The organism is Achromobacter sp. EB05, from assembly GCF_044232075.1.
Classification (GTDB): Bacteria; Pseudomonadota; Gammaproteobacteria; order Burkholderiales; family Burkholderiaceae_B; genus Achromobacter; species Achromobacter dolens.
On sequence record NZ_CP155917.1, the window covers coordinates 2,657,133 to 2,681,374 of the forward strand.

The following is a 24,242-nucleotide window of genomic DNA, read 5'->3' on the forward strand; positions in this document are numbered from 1 at the left end:
CCACGCGCAGTAAATGCAGCTGCCGCAGCAGCGTTTTGAGGAAATGATGAATTTTTGGGTCCCTGTAATCTTCGGTACGTTCAAGATCCTCGTGTTGGGCACGGGCATGTTTCTCGCCATCAAGTCGCACCACGAAGGCGCCAAAAAGGACAAGGAAAAGATGAAGAAAGAGCAAGAGAAAGAGAAGGAGATGAGCGCAACGTAGGGCAGGCTTCGTTGCGACCGGGGCGGCGCCCGGTTTCTCCACGTTCATCATCCGTTCAGGGTTCGGTGCTTATGCTCCAGCCCGCATGCCGCAAGGCTAGATTGCAAGAACGGGAGCATGAACCATGACAGCCTTTCCGCCTCCGCTGGAAGACCCGGAGGACGATGAACACAGCCCGGCCGAACGCGCCGCCGCCGCCGCCCGTAGCACCTGGGTGAGCGTGGGCGTGAACGTGGTGCTCGCCACCGCGCAGATCGTCATCGGCATTTTCTCGAAGTCCCAAGGCCTGATCGCGGACGGTATTCATTCCTCTTCCGATCTGATTGCCGACTTTATCGTGCTGCTGGCCAACCGCCATGGCCAGAAAGCAGCCGACGCGGACCACCACTACGGCCACTACCGCTACGAGACCGCGGCGTCCCTGGCGCTGGGCGTCTTGTTGCTGCTGGTCGGCGGCGGCATGCTGTGGTCCGCCGTGACCAAGCTGGAGCAGCCCGACGCGATCCCGCAGGTCCACCTCGTCGCGCTGTGGGTGGCCTGTGCCGCCCTGGTCATCAAAGAGGCCTTGTTCCGCTACATGCTTGCCGTGGCCAAGCGCGTGAAGTCCAGCATGCTGGTGGCCAACGCCTGGCATGCGCGCTCCGATGCGGCGTCGTCGCTGGTGGTGGGCCTGGGCATCATCGGCAACCTGCTGGGCTACCCGATACTGGATCCCATCGCCGCGGCCATCGTGGGCTTCATGGTGGCCCGAATGGGTTGGAGCTTCGGCTGGGACGCCCTGCACGATCTGCTGGACCGCGCCATCGACGAAGGCGAGGCCGCCGCGATCCAGCGCACCTTGCTGGACACGCCGGGTATTCAAGGCGTGCACGATCTACGCACCCGAAAAATGGGGGATATGATCGTCGTTGACGCTCACCTGGAAATCGACGCCGGGCTGACCGTCGACGAAGGCCACAAGATCGCCGTGCAAGCGCGCCAACGCGTCATGCAGCGGCATCGTGTCTTGAACGTGATGACCCATGTTGATCCCTGGAGACCTCCCGACGCGCCCACGCAGGGCGCCGAGGGCAGGGCGATTATCGAACCAGGCTGTCCGTAGCGCGTTTTGACGACAAGGAAGAAACATGAAAATCAAGAACACCGATACTCAGTACGCAGGCCTGGTGATCGCCATGCACTGGCTCATGCTCGTGGTCCTGGCTTTGGTCTACGCCTGTATGGAATTGCGCGGGCTGGCCACCAAAGGCACCGATCTGTACAACAACGTCAAGGCGCTGCATTTCTCGCTGGGGCTGTGTGTGATCGGGCTGGTGGTTTTGCGGGTGGTTATCCGGGTGGCTTCGGGCCCGGCGCCTGGCGTGCGGCCGCCGATGCCGAGGTGGCAGGATGTGCTTTCACGGGTGATGCATTACGCGTTGTATGCGTTCATGATCGTCACGCCGATTCTGGGGTGGCTGACGCTCAGCGCGGGAGGGAAGGCGATTCCGTTGTTTGGGTTGGAGGTTCCGGCGCTTGTGGGGCCGGATAAGGCCTTGGCGGATCAGGTCAAGGAGCTGCATGAGACCTTGGCTACGGTGGGGTATTTCCTGGTGGGGCTGCATGCTGCTGCGGCGTTGCTGCATCACTATGTGTTTCGGGATAACACGTTGGTGCGGATGTTGCCGGGGAGGCGGTGAGGTTCTTCTGGCGGGGGGCAGGCGCGATCCCGGGGTACCAGCAAGTTCTATTCAACCCTGTCCCGTGGTTTCAGAAAGCGGCCGCGCCGGAGCTGGTGCGGGCCGGGGAGGATGGGGCGATCTCCATCAACGCCGCGGGGGCAGTCGCGACCTTGCCGCAGGAGCGGCAGGCGGCTGCGGTAGCGGGGGGCAGGAAAGGAATTGCAGCAGGCGGCGCGCGAAGTGCGCCAGGCTAAGGCGCCGCCGCCGAAAGAGGCGGTGCCGGATATTCCGATTGAAAATATCGCGGATTTGCCGGCGGTGGCGCGGTTACGAGAGTTGCTGGCGCGGCTGACGGATGAAAGGGATCAGTTGAAGAAGATGATGCATTTGACGGTGGCGTGGGCTGAGGCGCGGAATGCATCGGCGGGGGAGGGGATATTGATGGGGGCTGCCGCCGTCCAATCATGCCGCCGCGTCGTCCAGGCGCATCATGCCTGCGGCCCGTTCAATATGTTCTCATAGTGAAGAAGGTCTTCCTGCGAAAAGCAGCAGAAGATGACCTCCTGAATGGATGAGTCCTTTGACAAGCTTTCACGAACGGTTTTGACAGCCACCTGCGCCGCCAATTCGATGGGATAGCCGTATATCCCGGTGCTAATGCGGGAGTGTCATAAATTTTGTGTTTGAGGCCTAACATACCGCTCAAGGAGCATGTGTATGGCCACAAAGAAGAGACTTCCCCTGCGCGAGTTGCCGTCGATTCCGGCAGACCTGGTAGATCAATTCGTTAAAGGCCCGATGACCGCGGAGGCGGTGCAGGACCTGTCGATGGCGTTCAAGAAGGCGCTGATCGAGCGGGCCCTGGGGGCTGAGCTTGGACACCACCTGGGCTATGCCCAGGGCCAGGAGCGCCCCGAGGAGGCGACCAACCAGCGCAATGGCAAGAGCCCCAAGACGGTGCTTACCGACGACGGCCCGCTGCGCGTGAACATTCCCCGGGACCGCGACGGCAGCTTCGCCCCGATCCTGATCCCCAAGCACGAACGTCGCTTTACCGGGTTCGACGACAAGATCATCGCGATGTACGCACGCGGGATGACGGTGCGCGAGATCCAGGGGTTCCTGGCCGAGCAGTATGGCACTGAGGTCTCGCCGGAGTTCATCAGCTCGGTGACCGACGCAGTCATGGACGAGGTCACCGCCTGGCAGACCCGGCCGCTGGAGACGATGTATCCGGTGGTGTTCTTCGATGCTCTACGAGTCAAGATCCGCGAGGATGGGGTGGTGCGCAACAAGGCGGTGTACCTGGCGCTGGGTGTGCTGCCAGACGGCACGCGCGACATCCTGGGCTTGTGGATCGAGCAGACCGAAGGCGCCAAGTTCTGGATGAAGGTGTTCAACGAACTGAAGACCCGCGGCACGCAGGACATCCTGATCGCGGTCACCGACGGCTTGAAGGGCATGGAGCAGGCGCTGAACGCGGTGTTCCCAGCCACGACGCTGCAGACCTGCATCGTGCACCTTATCCGCGCCAGCCTGGACTATGCCAGTTGGAAGGAGCGGCGCACCGTGGCAGCGGCGCTCAAGCCCATTTACACCGCACCGACCGTCGAGGCAGCACTAGCGGCCCTGGCAGAGTTCGAGCGGGGGCCGTGGGGGCAACGCTACTCGCCGATCGTGGATGCCTGGCGCCGGGCCTGGGACCGCGTGATCCCGTTCTTTATGTTCCCGCCGGCCATCCGCAAGGTGATCTATACCACCAACGCCATCGAGAGCATCAATGCGCAGTTGCGGCGCGCGGTCAAAACCCGGGGCCACTTCCCTAGCGACGAGGCGGCCACCAAGCTGCTCTGGTTGGTACTGCGCAACATTACCGAGGCCTGGGGAGGTGCCACTCATGATTGGAAAACCGCCATGAACCAGTTCGCCATCATTTATGCCGAACGCTTCACCGACCCGTATCGCTGAGATAGCATCAACAAGCCTGACCGATCCTCGGCCAGGCGTTTAATGCCTTAAACACAAAAATACTGACACTCCCGCTAATGCTTGGGAACGCAATCGAGGCGGCACCCCTTTCCTCCGCCAGCGCGATACACCGGCGATAGCAATTGGACAGCAATGCCGGTTCGCCATTGTTGCCTCCCCGCCATACAGGGCCCACCGTATGAATGATGTATTGGGCGGAAAGACGATAGGCTTTGGTCGCTTTTGCATCGCCCGTTTTGCAGCCACCGAGCAGCCTGCATTCATGCACCAGGTCGGGGCCGGCGGCGCGGTGTATGGCGCCATCGACCCCGCCGCCGCCAAGCAATGAGGAATTCGCGGCATTGACGATAGCGTCCACGTGAAGCTTCGTAATATCCGATTGGATTGCTCGCAGGTTGGTAGGCATGTTCACGCTCCTTGGACGTGAGAAGATTGATTTTCTGCATGCATTAGACCACCAGCTCCTTCATCGAGCGCGCCGCGATAGACGATCAGGAGAGTCTGCAATCGGCCAACAAGCGTCGTTCGCTGCGCTCGGATAACGGACGGTGGAGCGACTGCCTCGCACCGGGAAGCGGTCAGTCGGATTCGATGGGCGGCAAAATGAGTAGAATCTGGAGGGGCGCGCGTTGCTGGATGATTTAGCTTTTTGCGCTCATCTCGCGTGCGTGTGAATTCCCTAATCAGAATTACGAGGAAGTTTTCGTGACTGTCGACGCCAAAATTATTTCCCGCCTGGACGAATTGGTTGCGTTTGGCAAACGCGTACTAGCGACTCGGCGCTCCCCTTCGCCCGGCTTTTTAACCGGAGATTTCGTTGACGTTCAACTTGCAAACCAATGGCTCACAAGTTGCCTTAATCTTCTATCCAGAGTGCTAGGTGAAAATAGCGCTCACTATCAACGCATCAAAGAGCAGTTCCCGGAATACCCTAAGTGGGCGAATGTTAATCAAGCTTTCGGGGTTTTACTTGCGGCGAAAGACGACTACGAGTCTGGCAGCATCTTCAGCATTAAGACGCTTATCGAAGCAGAGGTGTTTGATGAGTTCTTGGGTCAAGCGGAGCACCTATTGGAGGCAGGCTATTTTCAGCCGGCGGCTGTCCTTGCTGGAAGCGTCCTGGAGGACGGCCTGCGAAAACTCTGCCTGGCAAACGACGTGACATTACCGGATAAAGCAAAGCTAGATTGGATGAATTCCGAATTGGCAAAGAAGGGAAAATACTCAAAGCTCATGCAAAAAAGAATTACCGCGATTGCCGATCTTCGGAACAGTGCTGCACATGGCAAGTGGGACGATTTCGAGAAATCGGATGTGGAATCAATGTTGCGCGACGTACGCGACTTCATGACTAAACATTACGACTAGAATGGGCGAGGCAACGGTGCACCACGTGTGGAATGATCAGCGGACTTGGAAGCTGGCCGGTTGGCAAGCAACGGGCGAAAAGAGAGAGGGCGGCCAAGGCGAGGCGTGGCCCGTGGCCCGCATGGGTGATGTGGCATTTTTGAAGGTATTGAAGAGCCAAAACGACCCTGAGCGACGCGCTCGCATGTATCGGGAGGCGGTGGCACTTTCCACGTATAAACACCCGGGGATTCCATTGCTCATAGAAAGCAATTCGATTCACTATGATGAAACGAGCTACAAGCTTTATCTGATAACTGAACTGGTTCAAGGTCCAACGTTGCGTGAGTTCATTGAAGGAAATGGACCCATGTCATTCCAGGACGCTGTCTCCATGGCAGATCGTCTGTTGGATATCGTCGAGTACTATCATTCCCGTGATGGTGTCCACAGAGACATAAAGCCGGATAATATTTTGCTCCGAGGCGGAGCGCCCGCGGATGCAGTGTTGGTGGACTTTGGACTGGCTTGGCAGCCCCAAGACGACGGCGCCCATGCCACTGATAATGCTCAAGAACTCGGAAACCGCTTCCTGAGGCTTAATGAGCTGGCACCGGACAGTCCTAATAAACGGGATCAACGGAGTGACGTTACATTTGTAGTGGGAATTCTCTTTTACGTATTGACGGGGAAAAGTCCGAGCGTGTTAGAAGAGTCCGAGACCGGACGTCGACCGCACCAGCGTCCAGGAGCATCTGAAAGTATCCGCGCTGTGGCCAACGATTGGACGCTTTCAACGCTTGCTTTATTTGACCGTGGTTTTTCCCCGCTGTTGAATAGCAGATTCCAGTCTGCGCGAGAACTGAGGCAGGAGCTGAAACGAATTATGGAAAATAAGCCGACGCTGGCGACCAAGGAGGTCCTTTCAGAAATCAGAAAGAGGCTGGAGGCACAGGGTGCAGAGCAGAACCGCACTTATATCGCGAAGATACATGCGGCTGTTGACGTTATACGCATTGTCCGAAACCAGGTCGATGCAGAGGTTGGAGGCCATCTCTCGGGGATAGAATCGGGATTCTATAAATCCGAACCGCGTCACTCGTGGCTCAACATGGGTTTTGACACTCCGGGTACTTCATACCCGCGTTTCCGCCCTGCGTTTGACTTTCAAATCGTTGCTGATGAACTCATCATCTCTGTCTTTTCAGAAAATCGGACGGGTGAGCCTCAGATTATCTGGCGTACAGATATGATCAACTCTGATTTTGGTGATGTTTTTCGTCAAAAAATCAAAGATGTATTCGTTGGCGGCTTGAACGATATTTTCGGTCGATAGTGTGCGGCGGTGCTATTTAAACTGGCATCGCTCGGAGTGATTTGGACAACTGGGCGGCGGTTGACCAACTCAAAAGCAGCCGTTACCTTGATGAAATCTCGAACGGCCGAATCGGGTCGGATAGCGACCCTCCGTAGGAGCACACTGAATCTCCCTTTACGCGAAAGGAGATTGTCATGGAATCCGCGAATGTCACCGTTGACCGTCGTGTGCCATGGAACAAGGGCAAACTCACCGGGCAGAAGCCACCTCTAAAGCTAGGAGAAATTTGGGCAATCCGAACGAGACTGAAGATGGCGTCGAACGTCCGGGAACTCGCAATGTTCAATCTCGCAATCGATAGCAAGCTTCGAGCGTGCGATTTCACGTGATTGCAGGTGCAGGACATCCGTCACGGGAGCCACGTGGCCGCGAGAGCCACCGTCATGCAACAAAAGACCCAGCGTCCGGTCCAATTCGAGATCACGGAGCAAACCCGTGAGAGCCTTGAAGCATGGATCGAGGCGCGGGTCCTAAAGGCGGCGGACTTTCTGTTTCCGAGCCGGTTGCATACGTCGCCGCATCTGTCGACGCGGCAGTACGCCCGTATTGTGCATCGCTGGGTCGCATCCATTGGCCTCGACGATACCGCATATGGCACCCACACCATGCGCCGTACAAAAGCTTCGCTGATCTACCGCCGGACGAAGAATCTTCGGGCTGTACAACTGCTGCTCGGGCATACAAAGCTGGAAAGCACAGTTCGCTACCTTGGCATCGAAGTCGACGATGCGCTTGAGATGGCTGAACAAACCGAGGTTTGATGCATCCCGGCCGGCGAGTGGACGCTTGCCGGCCATCTTCGGAAGGTGGCTCGCATTTGCAAGCTGACGCCGGAGTGTCAGCTTTGCTACAACAAGCAGCCCCTCACACGACTCCATCGATGCGCGACGCAAATTCTCAGAACCGCTTCGCCAAATTCGCAATTTGCTTAGCTTGATCCGCTAATTTTGTTGCATCCCCGTCACGCCAGTAAAGCTCATCGCCAACAAAGCTCAATTCCTTTTGAGGAGGCACGGATATGACTATGACACCCAAATCGTAGTATGAATTAAAATCCATGCTTGACAATGCCGCGTCCTTGAGGTGATCGGAAAGGTCGGAATTCTTGATGGCATGTTTCCACTTCGAGAAATATTCTTCGACCGAGAGCCCCATGACCTTCGCTTCGCGGTTGACTCCGACAACGTAACGCTTACCGACGCGTTTCGGTTCGATTCGGTCGAGTTCCTTCGCCCGTGCCGCGTCGGCATCTTTGTCCGTGACCCCTATGATTAATTTTCCGGCCCGACCAGGTCCGTTGTTCGCAATCGCTGCAATAGTTTTGATGACTTTTTCAACTAAGCCATGATCGACCGCCCGGTCGTTCCCGAGGGAAAGCATGCCTTGTTTGAGTTCATAATCTGCCAGTTCGATCTCAGAACGTCGGATGATCACGTCGATGTCCGTAGTGGCGTGGTTCCCGTATATCTCTTCCGCGACGTCGGCCTCCACGAACATGTCTCGCATAAGCCCCTTTACGGTGTCAATGTTCCGACGCCGCTCTTCTGGTGACGTGGCCTTTCTGCCAATCAACAGCCGTTCGTCAATGTTGGTTATCGCCTTTTTGAGGCCGGAGTAATCAGCAGCTTTCTTACGCTCGAGCACTACAAGCTCATGAATCGAAATCAACAAGATTGCGAAAACGGAAGGAAACGCGTTCGTGGTTTTCTTCGTGAAAACAATATCTCTCAACTTGTCGGCTGATCCATCCGCCGTACAAATCTTCAGAATTTCGTCAAAGCAGTATTTAAACTCCTCCGAAAATTTGTCGGATCCGTAAAGTTTAAGTGCATTCAAAATCCTGTCGCTGCTATCACTACCCACAGAAAAAATATCATCTAACGCGTCCTTCGAACGCTCAATTAGCTGACCACCCACAATGCATGCGGCAATATCTGCAATGCATTGCTCATCCATGCTGTCACGCAAATCGGTTGACCTTAGAATTCCTTCTGTAACCCATACGACCTCGTCCGCTTGGATCTCATAGCCATGCTTCGTCATCGGCAAATCGATGCTAATAGACGGCATGGACGCCAATTCGAGCACATCCGCAGAAGCATCTCCGCGAATGGTGCAAGCGATGCCCCGCACCATATTCGAAAAATCATTCTGTACACCCGCTTGTCGACGCTCCTGGTCACTCAGCCGATGTCCGTAGGTATTGATCCGTCCGAACACATCATTAACCTCCGCCTCGCTTGCATTTCGCATAACGGAGAGAGCGAGCGAGTAATCTAGTATCGTTGTCACTTCGCGTTGGCTAAGAAGAGAGTCGTTTACATTCGGAACAAAAACACCTTCGTCAGCTTTGCTCATCGCTGTTGGGAAGAACTCAAGCGCGAACAGCTTTCCATCGAGGGTAGGAAATGATGTTTCGATGAACGAGACAATGGCATGAAGTCGCTGAAGTCCATCGATGATTTCGTAAGTCCCGGCGGCGTCTTCTCTTTCAGCGACTAAAATTGCAGGAATAGGATATTTCTTGAGAATTGACTCAATTAGCTTTTGCTTTTCGAGTTGTGTCCATACCAACTTGCGTTGGTATCGTCGGTTGACAAAAAGTCTGTTCTCCCTATACCAGCCATAGAGAGTCTGAATCGACGTAGGTTGTGACGCTAATTCGGCCATTATTCTCTCATTTTCAAAGGGCTGCTGGAGCGAACTGCTCAATGGCCCGCGGATCGCTTATTGTAAGGCAGGCTTGGGCGTTTAGGAGTTTTCATGTAAGCAAAAAGGGAGCTCAGTACTCATCTTCGAACGCGGAAATTCCTTGATGAACGCTGAATATCCCGCCACCGGTTCATAGTCGCGGGTTAGCCGCAATACCCCTTCGCAAGCTGTCGCTTCTCACGCGGTGCGCGCCCGTTGCGCCGCTCGAAGCGGCCGTTGCCGCCGCCAGTGCTTGAACGTCTCTTACGGGTCGAAAGTGGACATTGGCAGTAGGACGCCAAGTGCCGATGGCGAAATTGTCCCGCCTGCATCCAACATGCCGCCATGTCGCCATACACTCATGACTATCACCTCTCCAGTGCCGGTTTGGAAGCCGGAAAGCTATAGGCGAACAGCCGCAACGATTTGCGGCTTAATTTCCCTATAGGAGGCAGTCCCCATGCTGCACCCCCTCACCCAAAACCCCTGGCTAATCGACACCGGCCGCGAATCCGGCCCCGTCTCCCTCTCCCACCTCCACCACCTAGACCGCACCCGCTACGCCATCCAGACCATCGCCCGCATGGTCGGCAACAGCGCGTCCGAACCCGACGCCACCGGCTCTCCACCGCTGGACCCCTGGGCCATCACCGCCCTGATGGGCGGCGTAGAAAGCCTCTGCGAGCACCTCGGCACCCTGATCGAAGCCATGCTCGACCAGGCCCTGCAATCCGACGACGACAGGGAAGCCCCCAACCCCACCCATAACGCTCCCCCCGCGATCCAATAGCATCCACGAAAATAATTCCTACATAACCGGGAATTTATATCGTTTTGAGGATCGCCCCGCGAGGCCTTGTAATGCGTGTTCGCTTATTGCCGTTCACGCCTTCAAGAAAATTCCTCGCTATGAATCCCATCGGATACCGCATTCTTCCCCGGCCCGCGCCGGCCGTCGCCGCTGACGTGCTGGCCGGTTTTGCCGCCATTGGCTCGGCCCAGATCAGCGATTGCATGAACCGCCTGTACGGCGTCAGCGGGCTGCGTCCGCTGCACGCCGGCAACCAGCGCACGGTCGGCCTGGCGCTGACCGTGAAGACGCGGCCGGGCGATAACCTGATGATCCACAAGGCGATTTCGCTGGGTGGCGCGGGCGATGTGATCGTGGTCGATGGCGCCGGCGATACCAGCAATGCGCTGGTCGGCGAGTTGATGATGATGGATGCGCAGGGGCGCGGCATCGCCGGGTTCGTGATCGACGGCGCGGTGCGTGACCTGGATGTGTTCGCGCAGGGGCAGTTCGGCTGCTTTGCGCGCGCGGTGTCGCACAAGGGGCCGTACAAGGATGGCCCGGGCGAGATCAATGTGCCGGTGTCGGTGGGCGGCCAGGTGGTCAACCCGGGCGACGTGGTGGTCGGCGATGCCGACGGCGTGGTGGTGATTCCCGCCGAGCATGCCGCGGCGGTGCTGGCGCTGGCGGTCAAGAAGGAAGCCGACGAGGCGGTGGCCAAGGAGAAGCTGCGCGCCGGCACCTACACCAAGCCCTGGCTGGAGAAGACGCTGGCCGAGAAGACGGGAGCCGCGAAGTGAACCAAGCCCCGACGCAAACCCAGGCTCAGACTCAGCCCTCGCAAGCCGCCAGCATCGTCGCCGACCGCATCAAGCGCATCAAGCTGTCGCCCAGCGTGGCGGCGCGCGCGATCATCGCCGAGCTGCGCGAGCAGGGCCGGCGCATCATCGACCTGACGATCGGCGAGCCGGATTTCTCGACGCCGGAGCATATTCGCCAGGCGGCCACGGCCGCGATGAACCGGGGCGAGACCAAGTATCCGCCGGCCCAGGGCACGGTGGCGCTGCGCAAGGCGGCGCGGACGCATCTGCTGGAAGCGACCGGCGTCGATTACCCGGCGGCGCGCATCATTGTCAGCACGGGCGCCAAGCAGGTGATTTTCAACGGGCTGGCGGCGACGCTTAATGACGGCGACGAGGTGCTGATTCCGGCGCCGTTCTGGGTGTCGTATCCGGACATGGTGCTGGTCAACGGCGGGGTGCCGGTGACGGTGCCGACCACGCCGGCCACGGATTACAAGCTGACGCCGGAGGCGCTGGAGCGCGCCATCACGCCGCGCACCAAGTGGCTGATGATGAACGCGCCCAGCAATCCGACGGGCTCGGTCTACACTGCCGACGAGCTGCGCGGGCTGACCGCGGTGCTGGAGCGTCATCCGCATGTCTGGCTGATGACGGACGATATTTATGCGCGGCTGAACTTCACTGACGCGCCGACGGTGCATCCGTTGCAGGTGGCGCCGGCGCTGGCGGCGCGCACGCTGGTGGTCAATGGCGTGTCCAAGGCCTATGCGATGACGGGCTGGCGCATCGGTTACGGCGCCGGGCCGGACGAGCTGATCAAGGCCATGGCGATTCTGCAGTCGCAGAGCACGTCGGGCGCGTCGTCGGTGAGCCAGGCGGCGGCGCTGGAGGCGCTGTCGGGGCCGCAGGACTGCGTGACGGAGTTCGCCCGCGTTTTCCGCGAGCGCCGCGACCTGGCGGTGGCGGAGCTGTCCGGTACGCCCGGGCTGGCGATCGTGGTGCCGCAGGGCGCGTTCTATGTGTTTCCGGATTGCTCGGGGCTGCTGGGCAAGCGCACGCCGGCAGGCGTCGAGATCCGCACCGATACCGACCTGACGCATTACCTGCTGCGCGAGGCAGGCGTGGCGGTGATCGACGGCCATGCCTATGGCGCGCCGGGCACGTTCCGGCTGTCGTTCGCGGCGTCGCTGGACGATATCCGGCAGGGCTGCGCGGGCATCCGCGAGGCCTGCGCCAAGCTCGCCTAGTTGTTCCCGGGCCCGCCGACGAGCGGGCCGGTTCCGTTTTTCTGTTCAAACCACAACACAAGGGGAATCACCATGAAACGCCATTCACTTATCGCCGCCTGCCTGGGCCTGGCCGCGTTGTCGCTGGGCGCTGGCGCCCGCGCCGACCAGGTCGCGGACATCAAGGCCCGCGGCGAATTGATCTGCGGCACGCTGGGCACGTCGCAGCCGTTCAGTTTCCAGGACGCGGCGACGCGCCAGTTGGTGGGCTATGACGTGGACGTGTGCAAGCTGGTGGCCGACAAGCTGGGCGTGAAGATCAGCTACAAGCTGCTGTCGGTGGCGGCGCGCGTGCCGGAGCTGAACGAGGGCCGTGTCGACATCCTGGCGGCGAACCTGGGTTATTCGCCGGACCGCGCCCAGCAGATCGCTTTCAGCCACGCGTACTACGTCAGCCCGCAGAAGCTGCTGGTGCGCAAGGATTCGGGGCTGGACACGATCGAGTCGCTGAACGGCCGCCGCGTCGGCGCGACCAAAGGTTCCAGTTCGGAGCGCGAGATCAAGCGCATTCTCGATAAGTCGCAGGTGATCGGCTACGGCGACAGCTCGGCCACGTATCTGGCCCTGCAGCAGAAGAAGGTGGACGCGCAGTTCGCGTCGGAACTGGTGCTGGTGCGCCTGGTGCTGCAAAGCCCGCCGACGGCGCCGGTCAGCGTGATCGCCAAGTCGGTGTTCGACGAGCCGTGGGGCCTGGGCGTGCGCAAGTCGGAGCCGGGCATGCTGAATGTGGTGAACCAGGCGCTGGACGAGGCGGAAAGCTCGGGCGTGGCCGCGCAGTTGTTCGACAAGTGGTTCGGCGCGCAGACGCCGTACAAGCTCGAGCGCGGTTTCAAGATCGGCCCCATCGCGGGCTGAACGCCGGTACCGCGCAATGAGCCTACTTGACGCTTCGCAATACCAGTTGCTGGCCAGCGGCATGGTGGTGACGCTGCAGTTGTTCCTGGTGTCCTGGGTGATGGCGTTCACGATCGCGGTGACGCTGGTCGTGGTGCGCGCCACCAACCTGGCGCCGTGCCGCTGGCTGGTCGACGCCTATGTGGAATACCACCGCAACGTGCCGCTGCTGGTGCAGGTGCTGTTCTGGTACTTCGGCATGCCCGAGCTGCTGCCGGAGGGTTTCCGGATGTGGCTGTACCAGCACAACGCCGAGATGTCGCTGGCGGCGATCGCGCTGGCGCTGGGGTCGGCCGCCTATATCGCCGAGGACATCCGCAGCGGGCTGCGCGCCATTCCCGGCACGCAGTTCGAGGCGGCCCGGGCGCTGGGCGCCAGCTATCTGCAATGCATGCGCTTCGTGATCGTGCCGCAGGCGGTGCGGATTTCCATCCCGCCGCTGGTGGGCCGCGCCTTGCTGCTGTTCAAGAACACCAGCGTGGCCATGGCCATCGGCGTGATGGAGCTGACCTACCAGGCGCGCGAGATCGAGAACGAGACCTACCGCACCTTCGCCACGTTTGGCGCGGCGACCCTCATGTATCTGTTGGGATCCTTCCTCATCATGCTGATCGGATCGCGCATCTATGCGCGCTACCGCCTGAACCGGGGAGGCCACGGTGCTTGATCTCCTGTCGCAATACTGGCCGACGCTGCTGGTCGGCCAATACCCCAATGGGCCGCTGGGCGGCCTGGCGCTGACGCTGATCCTGGCGTTGTGCGGCCTGGCGCTGTCGCTGCCGCTGGCGCTGGCCATCGCGCTGGCGCGGGTCAGTCCGTTTGGCTGGCTGCGCGTGGCCAGCAAGACGCTGGTGAACGTGGTGCGCGGCATGCCGCTGCTGATGCTGATCTTCTGGGCGTACTTCGTCATTCCGAAGCTGACGGGGCAGGTGATCAGCGGCTTCTGGACGCTGATCGCGGCGCTGGTGGTGTACGAGAGCGCCTATCTGTCGGAGGTGATCCGCTCGGGCATCGAGGCGGTGCCGCGCGGCCAGATCGAGGCGTCGCGCTCGCTGGGCGTGGGCTACTGGACCACGATGCGCCGGGTGGTGCTGCCGCAGGCGCTGTTCAACGTGCTGCCCAGCATGACCAGCCAGTTCGTCTCGACCATCAAGGAGACCTCGCTGGGGTATGTGATCAGCGTGAACGAACTGACGTTCGCCGCCAACCAGGTCAACAACCTGGTGCTGACCAAGCCGCTGCAGGTGTTCGGCATCCTGGCCATCATCTATTTCCTGGTGTGCTTCAGCCTGAGCCGCGGCCTGTCGTGGCTGGACCTGCGCATCCGCCGCCAGCGCGCCATGGCCTAGGGCCTCGTGCGTGGCCCCTTTTAGCGAGAACAGGCCCTGAGCCGGCGCTTATCGGAATTCATCATGATCAAGCTTGAGAAAGTCAATAAATGGTATGGCGTGCATCACGTTCTGAAGGACGTGGACCTGTCGGTCGCGCGCGGCGAGGTGCTGGTGGTGTGCGGGCCGTCGGGCTCGGGCAAGTCCACCATGATCCGCACCATCAACCGCCTGGAACCCATCGAGAAGGGCCGCATCCTGATCGACGACGCCGACATCTACGGCAAGGGCGTCAACCTGAACGCGCTGCGCCAGAAGATCGGTTTCGTGTTCCAGCAGTTCAACCTGTTTCCGCACATGAGCGTGCTGGACAACGTGGTGTTCGCGCCGGTCAACATCCGCAAGCAGCCGCGCAAGCAGGCCACCGAACTGGCGCGCCAGCTATTGGCGCGGGTCGGGCTGGAGCACAAGATCGACGCCTATCCCGGTTCGCTGTCGGGCGGCCAGCAGCAGCGCGTGGCGATCGCCCGGGCGCTGGCGCTGCAACCGCCGGTGATGCTGTTCGACGAGCCCACCAGCGCGCTCGACCCGGAGATGGTGGGCGAGGTGCTGCAGGTGATGAAGGGCCTGGCCAAGGACGGCATGACCATGGTCTGCGTGACGCACGAGATGGGTTTCGCGCGGGACGTATGCGACCGGGTGGTGTTCATGGATGCGGGCGAGATCCTGGAGGTGGATACGCCGGAGCGCTTCTTCAGCGCGCCGCGGCATCCGCGGGCGCAGCGGTTTCTGGCGGATATCCTGCATCCGCGGGGGTAGTGCGGGCGCGGAGCTTGCCGTCCGCCCGGCGCTCCTTGTGGACCGGACGGCGCGCAGCCGCGCGCCTGTCGACGATAATGTGAGGGTTCTTCATGCATTTCACATCCACCGCCGCGATGTACACCCTCAAACAGTTGGAGGCGTTCTACTGGAGCTCGCAACTGGGCAGCTTCAGCGCGTCCTCGCGCAAGCTGCACACGACCCAGTCGGCGGTCGCCAAGCGGGTGGGGGAGCTTGAAGCCTTCGCCGGCGCGCCGCTGTTCGAGCGCCGCGCCAAGAAGCTGGTGCTGACGGCCCAGGGCCGCAAGCTGTTCGAGCTGGCGCGCGAGATGCTGGACCTGAACAGCCGCATCGTGCAGAACATGGCCGATCCGGCCAGCTTCGAGGGCGTGGTGCGGCTGGGCGTGACCGAACTGGTCGGCATGACCTGGCTGGCGCGGCTGGTCAGCCAGATCAGCCTGCGCTATCCCAAGGTGCAGTTGATGCCCGAGATCGATGGCGGCATCACGCTGTACGAGCGGCTGGAGCAAGACCAGTTGGACCTGGCCATCATGCCGGGGCCGTTCTGGAGCTATCAATACGACTGCGTCCATCTGGGCGCGGTGACCAACGTCTGGATGGCCAGCCCGTCGCTGGACATCGATTTCTCGGCAAGGCTGGCGCCGCAGGACCTGGCGCCGTACCCGGTGATCTCACAGCCGACCAATTCGGCGCTGTCGCATCTATACGATGCCTGGTTCGCCGAGCAGGGCCTGTCGGTCAAGCGGGTGCTGACCTGCAACAGCCTGGGCATGATGGCGCAGTTGACGATGCTGGGGCTGGGCATCAGCTACCTGCCGGGGGCGTATTTCGCGCCACTGGTCGAGCGCGGGGCGCTGTGCCAGTTGGATGTGCAGCCGGATTTGCCGACGATTAATTACTACGCGGTGCACAAGAAGAGCATCGTCAATCCGGTGGTGTCGCGGGTGATCGATATTGCGCGGGAGGAATGCGCGTTCGAGGTGGCGGGGGCATTCCTGCCGCATGTGCCGCCGGCGGTGGGGGCGGGCGGGGAGTAGGGCGGTACTGGGAACTAGTGCCTGTAGGTGAGACGGCGGCTCGTAACGCGTTGGTTCATCAAATCGCATACGACCGATTTCAATCAGTCATGCCCCTTCCTGCATACCGTGCAAGCGCCAGAACCCGCTGCAACCGTTCTGCCGTTGGAAGCGAGAGCAGTCGCGCCTGTGCGGGCGATACTGCGCCTCGATTTTCAAACGGCAGCCCCGCCAACATTTCCGCGGGTGATAGTTCATTGAGGTCGTCTTGCTGGGTAACGAAAAAAGCATGAAGCTCGAACTGCAACACTCCACGCAACTCGGTGATGACATGCGGCAAAAGGCTGGGAACCGGATCAACGAACTGCCAGGCCGGGAACATGCGCCCGTTCTGCTTCGCTGACGGCTTCACGCAATAGAGCTTGCCGGCCTTGTCGTATCGATACAGGGTCGTCAACGCGCTCAGCTTTTGCTTGGCCACCACCTCGGCGGGAGACCACATGGTAACTGGCAGCGCGGTCGCCTTTTCTTCAGGCAGCGCTAGATTTGCGTCACATCCCAACCAGTCTTCGAGCTGTCGCACAAGAATGCTCAGCAGGGCATCCGTGTGGCCAGGTTTTTGGAGCGGGGAAAGCTCCTTGGCCAGCGTGGACGCCATGCTTTGGATCACTGCGTGGGGATCGCCTGGATAGCTTCCATTGACAATCGCCCGGACATCTTTGGGAGTCGCCTGGTACTTTCGGGTGGGCAGGCCCATGGTCACCTCCTCAGGCGAACAGTCAGGTTGATTGCCAGCTTAGCCAATTTTTTTCAGTTTTTCCATTTTTCCCAGATTTATCGCGGACAGAGTCCCGGGTGCTTCGTATGCCTCATCAACGCCGTCCCCATTCAATGCTCCCCGGCTCCGGACAAACCCACGACCCCTGCAACCGTTCCCGGATCTGCGCCAGATCCTGCTCCACCAGCAGAACCCCATCCCGGAACACCGGCACCAGCGCGCCGCCGGCCGCCTGCTCCGGCGTCTGCTGGTCGTGCAACACATACCCCGTCGCTGTCTCATCGACCCGCAACAAGCCCTTGGCCGACCGCTTCACGCCGGAGTCGGTGACCGGGTCCTTCACCAGTTCCTGCGGTTCGCCATTGACCTCGGCATACGTCGCCTTCAGCGCCCAACCGAAGCTGTCGCGGGTCAGGTATTGATAGGTGTACGAGCCAATGCCAAGCACAACGTTGCCCGACGCGAATCCCTTTCTTTCCAGCCGCACCAGGATGTCGCGGCCGCGCGCCAGGGTGATCGAATCGCCGTAGATCAGGCCGACGTGCGGGTCGAGCAGCTTGTAGCCGCGCTCGGTGACGACGCCGCCGAAGATGTTCCACAGGCATTGCACCGCGCCGTTGACTTCGGCCTCGCGCAGCGCCTGGCTGGCGCGGGCGTCGTCGTCCAGGCGCCAGTAGCGGCCGGTCTCGATATCCCGCACGGCTTCGAATCCGTCGCGACGGGCGGCGGCCAGGGCTGCGGCGTCTTCCACACTGGGTATGTCGGTGCAGAAGTAGCCCGTCAGGATCTTCACGGGATCACCCGAGTCCGGGCGGAATACGACCTTGGCGTTGCCGAAGGGATCAGGCTGGCGCGCCAGGATTTCCGACTTCAATGCGGCGGCGAAGTCGGTGACCACTTGCCAGAAGTCCCAGGTGTCCGACACCACCGACACGATGCCGGCCGGATAGACCTGCGTGACCAGGCGGCGGATGGTTTCGATTTCGCCTTCCTTGCTGCCCAGGCACATGACCGAGTGTTCAGTCGCGGGCACCGAGCCGCCGACCAGTTCGCGGTCCGAGTCGGCGCCGTACAGGTCTTCCAGGTAGTCGATGGCCGGGATGGTGTCGGTGCCGGTGAACGACAGCAGGTGGCCGGCGCCGCTCTTGCGGGCGTCGTACAGGCCGGCCATGCCGCGCATCGAGAAGTCGTGGCCCTGCCAGTTGACGAAGTCCATCGGGCTGCCGGTCAGGCGGGCGAAGTAGGTCAGGAGCTTGCGGTATTCGAAGGCGATGGTGGCCACGGTGGACGGCTTCCACGATTCGCAACTGAACAGCGTTTCGATGTAGGTGACCAGCCAGGCGAATTCGGGCCTGGTGTTGACGAAGGTGACGGGCGGCACGCGAATGTCGACGCGGGCGCCTTCGGGCAGGGAACGGATTTCCAGCGGCAGATAGCCCAGGTCATACAGCGCCCGCAGGTGATCGACGGTGACCGCGCCCTTGCCCAGCGCGTTGTCGACGCGGCGCTGGTACTGGCGCACGGCGGCGCCGGCGGGCTTGCCGAAGAATTCGCGGTTGAACAGGTCGATCAGGATTTCCTTGATGAAGCCTTGCAGGCCGAACCAGACGATCTTGTTGTCGAACAGTTCGGGCAGCACCGGCGCCAGCCGGGCCGAGCGCGGGGTGAAGTTGGCCAGGATCTTGTTGGTGCCCCTGGGGTACTGGAAGGGGTGGCCGGTCTTGTAGAAGTCGGCTTGCAGCAAGGGGTTGATGCCGTTCTTGGTGGCGGGGACGGGGGCATTCATGATGGAGTCCTTCTTCGTGCTCAGTTGTTGGGGGTGACGACCACGGGCGCGCCGGCGCCTTCGCTGGCGGTCCAGTCATAGGCGGTGTAGATCCCGGCGTAGCGGGCATTCAGTTCGACGAAGCCTTTGCTGAAAAGGCCGTGGGTGACGTACAGATAGAGCGGCTGTTCGGTCTTGTCGCGCAGGGCGTTGGCCAGTTCCAGGAAGGTGCGGCCGCCGTCGCAGATGTCGTCGACCACCAGCACCGGTTGCGCGGGGATGTCGTCGGGCACGCGGGTTTCGGTGATGCGGCCGGTTTGCGGGTCGCGGACTTTTTCGGCGTAGCGCACGTCGGCCACGCCCAGCTTTTTGGCCAGGGCCTGCACGCGCTTGCGGGCGCCGGCGTCGGGCGCCATCAGGGTGACGCCGTTGGCAAAGGCGGGGTTGGCCAGCGCGTTCTTCAGGAAGGCGGCGGCGTCGATGACGCGGACGCGTTGCAGCAGGGCGGGGGTGACGTCGCTGTGCGGTTCGACCACGGTGACGGTGGCGTATTGCTGGTCGTTGATCAGCTTGCAGAACACCGCCGCGCCGAGCGCCTCGCCCGGATTGCAGACGCGGTCCTGGCGGGCGTAGGGCACGTAGGGCAGGTCCAGGTGCACGGGCGCGGCCGGGTTCAGGCGGCGCAAGGCGTCGGTCAGCAGCAGCAACTGCATGACGTCGTCGGCCGATTTCAGCAGGGCGTGGATGCGGAATTCGCTGGCCGCGTCGGCGCGGGCCTGCAAGGCAGCGGGCACGGTGACCTGGCTTTCGCCGCCGGGGAATACGAACGCGCTGGGCGTATCGGTGTGGCGTTGTCCTGCTACTACCGCGGTGAGGGTGAACATGATTTGGCCTTAGTGGCAAATTAAAACTAAGTGAGGCAAGTATAAGCCTACTTATTGTTTGTTTGCAACTAAGTGGAGTTCGGCGCGAGGTCAGCCGACGCTGCGGTCGAACAGGGCGAAGTCTTTCAGGCGGTACAGGCGGGCGGGACGCTGCGCGCCGAGCGCGTAGTCGTCGGTGGCTTCGAGCACATCCCAGGCTTCCATCTTGCGGCGGAAGTTCGATTTCTCGAGGGTGGTCTGGAGGATGGCTTCGTAGGTGCGCTGCAGCTCGGTCAGGGTGAAGCGTTCGGGCAGCAGGAAGAACGGCAGGGTGGAGTAGCTGGATTTGCCGCGCAGGCGGGCCACGGCGGCGGCGACGATGTCGGCGTGGTCGAAGGCCAGCGGCGGCAGCGCGTCCACGCTGACGAAGCGAAAGCCCGCCGGGGCGGCCTCCAGTTCGGCGGCCGGCACCAGCGCCACGTAGGACACCGACAGCGACCACTTGCGCGGGTCGCGGTCGGGGCCGGAGAACACCTGCAACTGCTCCAGGTAGCGCGGCTCGAAGCCGGTCTTCTCGCGCAGCACGCGGCGGATGCTGGCCTCGGTGCTGGCGTCTTCGTCCACGTGCACCACGCCGCCGGGCAAGGCCATGGCGCCCTTGAACGGCGCGCGGTCGCGCGGGTGCAGGGCGATTTCCAGGCCGGTCTCGCGCAGGGTGAGCAGGACGGCGTCGACGGTGACGAGGGGCTGTGGGTGGTCCAAGTGGGGTTCCGGGCGTGGCACTTCGGGGTAAGGTGCCACTATGCGGCGGATTGGTCAACCGCGCCCATTGAACTAGCCCGCGGCGCCGATCCCGTCCAGTTCGGCCACGGCCCGCGGCGGCAGCGCCAGGCTGGCCGCGGCGGCGTTCTGCCGCAGGTGCTCGATCGACGAGGTGCCCGGGATCAGCAGGATGTTGGGTGAGCGTTGCAGCAGCCAGGCCAGCGCGGTCTGCATCGGCGTGGCCTGGCACTCCGCGGCCACGCGCTCCAGCGTGGCCGATTGCAGCGGCGAGAAGCCGCCCAGCGGGAAGAACGGCACGTAGGCGATGCCATCTTGCGCAAGCTGCCCGATCAGCGCGTCGTCGGCGCGGTGGGCGATGTTGTACTGGTTCTGCACGCAGACGATGTCGGCGATGCCGCGCGCCTGCGCCACCTGGCGCGCGGTGGCGTTGCTCAGGCCCAGGTGGCGTATCAGGCCCTTGCGCTGCAATTCCGCGAGGGTGGTGAAGGACTGTTCGATGTCGCCTTCGGCGGGGCCGGCCACGTCGAACATGAGGCGCAGGTTGACCACGTCCAGCACGTCCAGGCCCAGGTTGCGCAGGTTGTCGTGCACGGCCGATTCCAGTTCGGCGGGGGAATTGGCCAGCAGCCACGAGGCATCGTCGCCCCGGCGCGCGCCGACCTTGGTGACGATGACCAGATCGTCGCGATAGGGGTGCAGCGCTTCTCGGATCAGTTGGTTGGTGATGTGCGGGCCGTAGAAGTCGCTGGTGTCGATGTGGTTGATGCCGAGTTCGAGCGCTTCGCGCAGCACCGCCAGGGCTTGCGCCTTGTCCTTGGGCGGTCCGAATACGTGCGGGCCGGCCAGTTGCATGGCGCCGTAGCCCAGGCGGTTGACGGTCAGGTCGCCCAGCGCATAGGCGCCGGCTTGTTGAATCGAGGTCATGACGTGCTCCAGGGAGGGAATGACAGCGAGTCTAGGGCGGCGCGGGGCGTGCGACAATCCCTGGTAATTGCACAGCTTGTGCGGAATAGCGAACAATTGGGGCTTGCCGTGTCCAACCTTCAAGACATCAGCGCCTTTGTCGCGGTGGCCACGCATGGGGGCTTTCGTGGCGCGGCGCGCCAGACGGGGACCAGCGCGTCGCAGTTGAGCGAGGCGGTGCGCCGGCTGGAAGCCCGGCTGGGCCTGCGGCTGCTGAACCGCACCACGCGCAGCGTGGCGACCACGGCGGCCGGGCAGCGCCTGCTGGAGCAACTGACGCCCGCGCTGGACGCGGTCGAGTCGGCGCTGGACGTGGCCAACAATTTCCGTGACCGGCCGGCGGGCCGGCTGCGGCTGAATGTGCCGCTGGCGGCGTCCCGGCTGGTGCTGCCGCGCATCGTGCCGCCGTTTCTGGCGCAGTATCCGGAGATCCGGCTGGAGGTGATCGTTGACGATCGTTTTGTCGAGCTGCTGCAGTCGGGCTGCGACGCGGGCATCCGCTACGAGGAAAGCATGGACCAGGACATGGTGGCCGTCCCGATCGGGCCGCGGCGCCAGCGGATGGCGGCGGCGGCCGCGCCGGGGTATCTGGCCCGGCATGGACGGCCGCAACATCCGCAAGACCTGCGCCAGCACCTGTGCCTGCGCGGCCGTTTCACCAGCGGCGCGATGCCGGCGTGGGCGTTTGAACGCGACGGCCAGTCCGTCACGGTGGAGGTGGATGGTCCGCTGATCGTCAGCCTGGGGGCGGCGGTGGACCTGGCGGTCGATGCGGCGGTGGCGGGCGCCGGAGTGGTCTATCTGTTCGAGGACTGGCTGCAGCCGTACCTGGATCGGGGCGAACTGGAGCCGGTGCTGGCGGACTGGTGGCCCAGCTTCACCGGCCCCTTGCTGTATTTTCCGGGCCGGCACTATCTGCCGGCGCCGTTGCGCGCCTTCGTGGATTTCGTCCAGGCGGCGCGCTGGTAGCGCGGTCGCGGCTGCGACTGTCGCCGCGACTGTCACCGCGACGGCGACCGAGACCTCGACCTCGACCGTGACCTCGACCGCGACGACGACCTCGACCGTAACCGCGTCGGCGTCCGTGTCCGCGGACGCCGACGCCGCTTAGCGCGCCGCCGCCAATGCGCCCATGGCCTGGCGCATGAAAGCCAGCGTGGCGTCATCGGCCCAGGTGCCGGCGGTCAGTTCGGGCTCGGTCATCAGGGCGTGGCGGAATTTCGCGTGGGTCGCGGGATCGTTGCCGGCGTAGCTGCAAAACAGTTCCAGCCATTGCCGCGCGAGTTCGCGGCCGGCGGCCGAGTCGGGCGCCTGCCCGGCATCGATCGCGTCGCGCACCCGCGCCATCAGGGCCGGCCATTCGCCGGCGCGGTCGTGATAATGCGCCCGCATGAACCGGGCCTCGTCCGGCGTCAGGTGTTTTTCGTAGAGCCGCAGCTTGCTTTCGGAGAAGGCGCGCACCACGTAGTCGCGCATGGCGGGCGAGATACCGATGTGTTCCTGCATGGCCGGTTCCCGTTCGTGCATCTGGTTGAGCTTCACGAGCAGGCGCGCATCGCCGTTGGTGTCGCGCAGCAGCAGCGTCATCCAGCGCAGGGCCAGCGCCTGCGAACGCGGGTCCTCGGGCGGGGCGCCGTCGTCCATCTGCCGGCGCACGTCGGCGATGAGCGCAAGCCAGCCGGCATCGTCGTTCGGGCCTCGGCGGTACATGGGCAGACGCGCCAGTTCTTCCTGGGAGAAATATTTGTCGTACATGTTCATCAGTTCCAGAGTGGTCAGCCAATCGGCCAGTTCCGGCTCCGCTCCCATCGCCAATTGGCCTTGCAACTGCGCGAGGCGTTCGCGCAGCCGGGTGGCGTGTTGGATCTGGCTGTCGAGCATCGCGATCTGTCTGGCGATGATCTCGTCCAGCGGCGTGCCGGGCTGGTCCAGGTAGGCGCCGATCTCGGCCAGCGGCAATCCGAAGCGACGCAATGCCTGGATCTGGTGCAGCCGGGCGATGTCGTCGCGGCCGTAGAGCCGGTAGCCGTTGTCGGCGCGCGCCGAAGGCGTCAGCAGGCCGATCGCGTGATAGTGGTGCAGCGTGCGGACCGTCAGTCCGCTGCGCTTGGCCAGTTCTCCTACTTTCAGTCGCATGGGGTTCCTTCGTGAATGGCGCAGGCCGAACTTTTGGGCATGACGTTACGTAAGGGTCAAGCGTTGGCGGATCGATTTGTGGATCGATTCGTGGGCCGGGCGTGCAGGGGGCGGTCGCGCCGGCAAGCTTGCTGGCGCGCCGGCCCGGCCCAGCCTGTGGGGCTGGCCGGTCGTTCGCTTGGGGATGGTTGTCCGCGGGCGGGGCGGCCCCGGGAAGATGTCCATGGACGACCCGGGCAACCGCGCCGTCTGGAAGAAGCGAGCGCCGGGCGAGTGCCCGTTGCGCCCGTCTTGCCGTGAATGCCGGGACGTCAGCCGCAGCGGATCGCCGTCATCACGTCCTTGTCGTCGACGATCAGGTTCAGGCGGGTGTCGTTGTATTCCATGGTGACCAATTGGCCCGGGCGCAGGATGCGGGCGGTGGCGGCGCCGCTGCGGGTGCGCAGGTCTTCCAGGACGGACTGGGTGGCTTTCTGGCCGATCTGCGATTGCAGCGCGGCGGCGTCGCAGGTCTTGCGGGCGCCGGCCTGGGCGGAGGGTGATCCGTACGATGCGCCGGAGGAGCTGTCGGACGCGGCGGGCGAGCTGGCGGAACTGGAGGCGGCGGATGAGGATGAGGAACGCGGGGCTCCGGTGTTGGCGCAGGCGCTCAGCGTGGCAACCAGCAGAACGGGAATCAGCTTGCGGATCATGATCACTCCTGAAATAGAAAACGTCTCCACGGCG

23 protein-coding genes and 4 pseudogenes are annotated in these 24,242 nt (G+C 62.3%); 17 read left to right on the plus strand and 10 right to left on the minus strand.

The annotated features are described in order from the left end of the window. Nucleotides 1-13 precede the first annotated feature (13 nt). The 4 genes and pseudogenes from AAID08_RS12230 to AAID08_RS12245 form a co-directional block, all read left to right on the plus strand. The gene (locus AAID08_RS12230; protein ID WP_064524525.1) at nucleotides 14-205 is read left to right on the plus strand and encodes a hypothetical protein; all 192 of its coding nucleotides are present in this window, start codon (nucleotides 14-16) and stop codon (nucleotides 203-205) included. A 124-nt stretch (nucleotides 206-329) separates the two neighbouring features. Beyond that, on the plus strand, nucleotides 330-1,307 hold the full coding sequence (locus AAID08_RS12235) for a cation diffusion facilitator family transporter (protein ID WP_063580756.1): 978 nt from the start codon (nucleotides 330-332) through the stop codon (nucleotides 1,305-1,307). A 25-nt stretch (nucleotides 1,308-1,332) separates the two neighbouring features. Next, nucleotides 1,333-1,884 (plus strand): cytochrome b, encoded by a 552-nt coding sequence (locus tag AAID08_RS12240; protein ID WP_395757686.1) that lies wholly within the window; start codon nucleotides 1,333-1,335, stop codon nucleotides 1,882-1,884. A gap of 71 nt (nucleotides 1,885-1,955) precedes the next feature. Then, a pseudogene (locus AAID08_RS12245) lies at nucleotides 1,956-2,388 on the plus strand (hypothetical protein); the annotation flags it as partial. On the opposite strand, the pseudogene AAID08_RS12250 reads toward AAID08_RS12245, so the two are convergent. Then, nucleotides 2,355-2,525: pseudogene (locus AAID08_RS12250) on the minus strand (O-acetyl-ADP-ribose deacetylase); the annotation flags it as partial. The pseudogenes AAID08_RS12245 and AAID08_RS12250 overlap by 34 nt on opposite strands. A gap of 58 nt (nucleotides 2,526-2,583) precedes the next feature. Between AAID08_RS12250 and AAID08_RS12255 the strand changes: the two are divergent. Further along, nucleotides 2,584-3,834: an IS256 family transposase gene (locus AAID08_RS12255; RefSeq protein ID WP_395756634.1), complete on the plus strand. Its 1,251-nt coding sequence runs from the start codon at nucleotides 2,584-2,586 to the stop codon at nucleotides 3,832-3,834. A gap of 55 nt (nucleotides 3,835-3,889) precedes the next feature. Here the strand turns inward: AAID08_RS12255 and AAID08_RS12260 are convergent. Continuing rightward, nucleotides 3,890-4,261, minus strand: a pseudogene (locus tag AAID08_RS12260) (macro domain-containing protein); the annotation flags it as partial. Between the two features lie 299 nt (nucleotides 4,262-4,560). Here AAID08_RS12260 and AAID08_RS12265 point away from each other — a divergent pair. The 3 genes and pseudogenes from AAID08_RS12265 to AAID08_RS12275 all read left to right on the plus strand — a co-directional run bounded on the left by AAID08_RS12265 (nucleotide 4,561) and on the right by AAID08_RS12275 (nucleotide 7,341). Further along, on the plus strand, nucleotides 4,561-5,223 hold the full coding sequence (locus tag AAID08_RS12265; protein WP_395757687.1) for a HEPN domain-containing protein: 663 nt from the start codon (nucleotides 4,561-4,563) through the stop codon (nucleotides 5,221-5,223). A 25-nt stretch (nucleotides 5,224-5,248) separates the two neighbouring features. Next, a complete protein-coding gene (locus AAID08_RS12270; RefSeq protein ID WP_395757688.1) occupies nucleotides 5,249-6,538 on the plus strand; it encodes a serine/threonine protein kinase in 1,290 nt (429 codons plus the stop codon). A gap of 176 nt (nucleotides 6,539-6,714) precedes the next feature. Beyond that, a pseudogene (locus tag AAID08_RS12275) lies at nucleotides 6,715-7,341 on the plus strand (tyrosine-type recombinase/integrase). Between the two features lie 136 nt (nucleotides 7,342-7,477). Here AAID08_RS12275 and AAID08_RS12280 read toward each other — a convergent pair. Then, nucleotides 7,478-9,250: a DUF262 domain-containing protein gene (locus tag AAID08_RS12280; protein WP_395757689.1), complete on the minus strand. Its 1,773-nt coding sequence runs from the start codon at nucleotides 9,248-9,250 to the stop codon at nucleotides 7,478-7,480. A gap of 481 nt (nucleotides 9,251-9,731) precedes the next feature. On the opposite strand from AAID08_RS12280, the gene AAID08_RS12285 reads away from it, so the two are divergent. From AAID08_RS12285 to AAID08_RS12320, 8 genes are all read left to right on the plus strand, one after another. Next, nucleotides 9,732-10,061, plus strand: coding sequence for a hypothetical protein (locus AAID08_RS12285; protein WP_395757690.1), 330 nt, complete (start codon nucleotides 9,732-9,734; stop codon nucleotides 10,059-10,061). 119 nt (nucleotides 10,062-10,180) lie between these two features. Then, nucleotides 10,181-10,861 carry an RraA family protein gene (locus tag AAID08_RS12290; protein ID WP_054498853.1) on the plus strand — a complete coding sequence of 227 codons (681 nt, stop codon included), beginning with the start codon at nucleotides 10,181-10,183 and terminating at the stop codon, nucleotides 10,859-10,861. Further along, nucleotides 10,858-12,111 (plus strand): aminotransferase class I/II-fold pyridoxal phosphate-dependent enzyme, encoded by a 1,254-nt coding sequence (locus AAID08_RS12295; protein ID WP_395757691.1) that lies wholly within the window; start codon nucleotides 10,858-10,860, stop codon nucleotides 12,109-12,111. Before AAID08_RS12290 ends, AAID08_RS12295 begins: the two co-directional genes overlap by 4 nt. 72 nt (nucleotides 12,112-12,183) lie before the next feature. After that, complete coding sequence (locus tag AAID08_RS12300) at nucleotides 12,184-13,005, plus strand: ABC transporter substrate-binding protein (RefSeq protein WP_054496940.1); 822 nt, start codon at nucleotides 12,184-12,186, stop codon at nucleotides 13,003-13,005. Between the two features lie 16 nt (nucleotides 13,006-13,021). Next, nucleotides 13,022-13,711, plus strand: a complete 690-nt coding sequence (locus tag AAID08_RS12305) for an amino acid ABC transporter permease (RefSeq protein WP_006386293.1) — start codon at nucleotides 13,022-13,024, stop codon at nucleotides 13,709-13,711. Then, entirely contained in the window at nucleotides 13,704-14,393 is a 690-nt protein-coding gene (locus tag AAID08_RS12310; RefSeq protein WP_006386294.1) for an amino acid ABC transporter permease, read from the plus strand. The genes AAID08_RS12305 and AAID08_RS12310 overlap by 8 nt, the downstream gene beginning before the upstream one ends. Before the next feature lie 63 nt (nucleotides 14,394-14,456). After that, nucleotides 14,457-15,191, plus strand: coding sequence for an amino acid ABC transporter ATP-binding protein (locus AAID08_RS12315; protein ID WP_054502760.1), 735 nt, complete (start codon nucleotides 14,457-14,459; stop codon nucleotides 15,189-15,191). A gap of 92 nt (nucleotides 15,192-15,283) precedes the next feature. Continuing rightward, nucleotides 15,284-16,249 carry a LysR family transcriptional regulator gene (locus AAID08_RS12320; protein WP_395757692.1) on the plus strand — a complete coding sequence of 322 codons (966 nt, stop codon included), beginning with the start codon at nucleotides 15,284-15,286 and terminating at the stop codon, nucleotides 16,247-16,249. Between the two features lie 79 nt (nucleotides 16,250-16,328). Here the strand turns inward: AAID08_RS12320 and AAID08_RS12325 are convergent, their stop codons facing one another. From AAID08_RS12325 to AAID08_RS12345, 5 genes are all read right to left on the minus strand, one after another. Continuing rightward, nucleotides 16,329-16,985, minus strand: a complete 657-nt coding sequence (locus tag AAID08_RS12325) for a hypothetical protein (RefSeq protein WP_064523920.1) — start codon at nucleotides 16,983-16,985, stop codon at nucleotides 16,329-16,331. Between the two features lie 115 nt (nucleotides 16,986-17,100). Then, nucleotides 17,101-18,792 (minus strand): nicotinate phosphoribosyltransferase, encoded by a 1,692-nt coding sequence (locus AAID08_RS12330; protein WP_395757693.1) that lies wholly within the window; start codon nucleotides 18,790-18,792, stop codon nucleotides 17,101-17,103. Between the two features lie 20 nt (nucleotides 18,793-18,812). After that, a complete protein-coding gene (gene prs / locus AAID08_RS12335) occupies nucleotides 18,813-19,655 on the minus strand; it encodes a ribose-phosphate diphosphokinase (RefSeq protein WP_395757694.1) in 843 nt (280 codons plus the stop codon). Between the two features lie 90 nt (nucleotides 19,656-19,745). Further along, the gene (locus AAID08_RS12340; protein ID WP_049073378.1) at nucleotides 19,746-20,396 is read right to left on the minus strand and encodes an NUDIX domain-containing protein; all 651 of its coding nucleotides are present in this window, start codon (nucleotides 20,394-20,396) and stop codon (nucleotides 19,746-19,748) included. Nucleotides 20,397-20,468: 72 nt separating this feature from the next. After that, complete coding sequence (locus tag AAID08_RS12345) at nucleotides 20,469-21,341, minus strand: aldo/keto reductase family oxidoreductase (protein WP_144658095.1); 873 nt, start codon at nucleotides 21,339-21,341, stop codon at nucleotides 20,469-20,471. A 108-nt stretch (nucleotides 21,342-21,449) separates the two neighbouring features. Between AAID08_RS12345 and AAID08_RS12350 the strand changes: the two genes are divergently transcribed. Then, nucleotides 21,450-22,349: a LysR family transcriptional regulator gene (locus AAID08_RS12350; protein ID WP_175167409.1), complete on the plus strand. Its 900-nt coding sequence runs from the start codon at nucleotides 21,450-21,452 to the stop codon at nucleotides 22,347-22,349. Between the two features lie 138 nt (nucleotides 22,350-22,487). Here the strand turns inward: AAID08_RS12350 and AAID08_RS12355 are convergent, their stop codons facing one another. Continuing rightward, nucleotides 22,488-23,516 (minus strand): MerR family transcriptional regulator, encoded by a 1,029-nt coding sequence (locus tag AAID08_RS12355; protein WP_175167408.1) that lies wholly within the window; start codon nucleotides 23,514-23,516, stop codon nucleotides 22,488-22,490. A 311-nt stretch (nucleotides 23,517-23,827) separates the two neighbouring features. Beyond that, nucleotides 23,828-24,208, minus strand: a complete 381-nt coding sequence (locus AAID08_RS12360) for an I78 family peptidase inhibitor (RefSeq protein ID WP_049073382.1) — start codon at nucleotides 24,206-24,208, stop codon at nucleotides 23,828-23,830. Nucleotides 24,209-24,242: the final 34 nt, after the last annotated feature.

Excerpts from the sequence above, each read along its gene's own strand:
- AAID08_RS12230 (WP_064524525.1), top strand. The coding sequence starts at position 14 with ATGCAGCTGCCGCAGCAGCGTTTTGAGGAAATGATGAATTTTTGGGTC.
- AAID08_RS12235 (WP_063580756.1), top strand. The coding sequence starts at position 330 with ATGACAGCCTTTCCGCCTCCGCTGGAAGACCCGGAGGACGATGAACAC.
- AAID08_RS12240 (WP_395757686.1), top strand. The coding sequence starts at position 1,333 with ATGAAAATCAAGAACACCGATACTCAGTACGCAGGCCTGGTGATCGCC.
- AAID08_RS12255 (WP_395756634.1), top strand. The coding sequence starts at position 2,584 with ATGGCCACAAAGAAGAGACTTCCCCTGCGCGAGTTGCCGTCGATTCCG.
- AAID08_RS12280 (WP_395757689.1), bottom strand. The coding sequence starts at position 9,250 with ATGGCCGAATTAGCGTCACAACCTACGTCGATTCAGACTCTCTATGGC.
- AAID08_RS12285 (WP_395757690.1), top strand. The coding sequence starts at position 9,732 with ATGCTGCACCCCCTCACCCAAAACCCCTGGCTAATCGACACCGGCCGC.
- AAID08_RS12290 (WP_054498853.1), top strand. The coding sequence starts at position 10,181 with ATGAATCCCATCGGATACCGCATTCTTCCCCGGCCCGCGCCGGCCGTC.
- AAID08_RS12300 (WP_054496940.1), top strand. The coding sequence starts at position 12,184 with ATGAAACGCCATTCACTTATCGCCGCCTGCCTGGGCCTGGCCGCGTTG.
- AAID08_RS12305 (WP_006386293.1), top strand. The coding sequence starts at position 13,022 with ATGAGCCTACTTGACGCTTCGCAATACCAGTTGCTGGCCAGCGGCATG.
- AAID08_RS12315 (WP_054502760.1), top strand. The coding sequence starts at position 14,457 with ATGATCAAGCTTGAGAAAGTCAATAAATGGTATGGCGTGCATCACGTT.
- AAID08_RS12320 (WP_395757692.1), top strand. The coding sequence starts at position 15,284 with ATGCATTTCACATCCACCGCCGCGATGTACACCCTCAAACAGTTGGAG.
- AAID08_RS12325 (WP_064523920.1), bottom strand. The coding sequence starts at position 16,985 with ATGGGCCTGCCCACCCGAAAGTACCAGGCGACTCCCAAAGATGTCCGG.
- AAID08_RS12330 (WP_395757693.1), bottom strand. The coding sequence starts at position 18,792 with ATGAATGCCCCCGTCCCCGCCACCAAGAACGGCATCAACCCCTTGCTG.
- prs (WP_395757694.1), bottom strand. The coding sequence starts at position 19,655 with ATGTTCACCCTCACCGCGGTAGTAGCAGGACAACGCCACACCGATACG.
- AAID08_RS12345 (WP_144658095.1), bottom strand. The coding sequence starts at position 21,341 with ATGACCTCGATTCAACAAGCCGGCGCCTATGCGCTGGGCGACCTGACC.
- AAID08_RS12355 (WP_175167408.1), bottom strand. The coding sequence starts at position 23,516 with ATGCGACTGAAAGTAGGAGAACTGGCCAAGCGCAGCGGACTGACGGTC.
- AAID08_RS12360 (WP_049073382.1), bottom strand. The coding sequence starts at position 24,208 with ATGATCCGCAAGCTGATTCCCGTTCTGCTGGTTGCCACGCTGAGCGCC.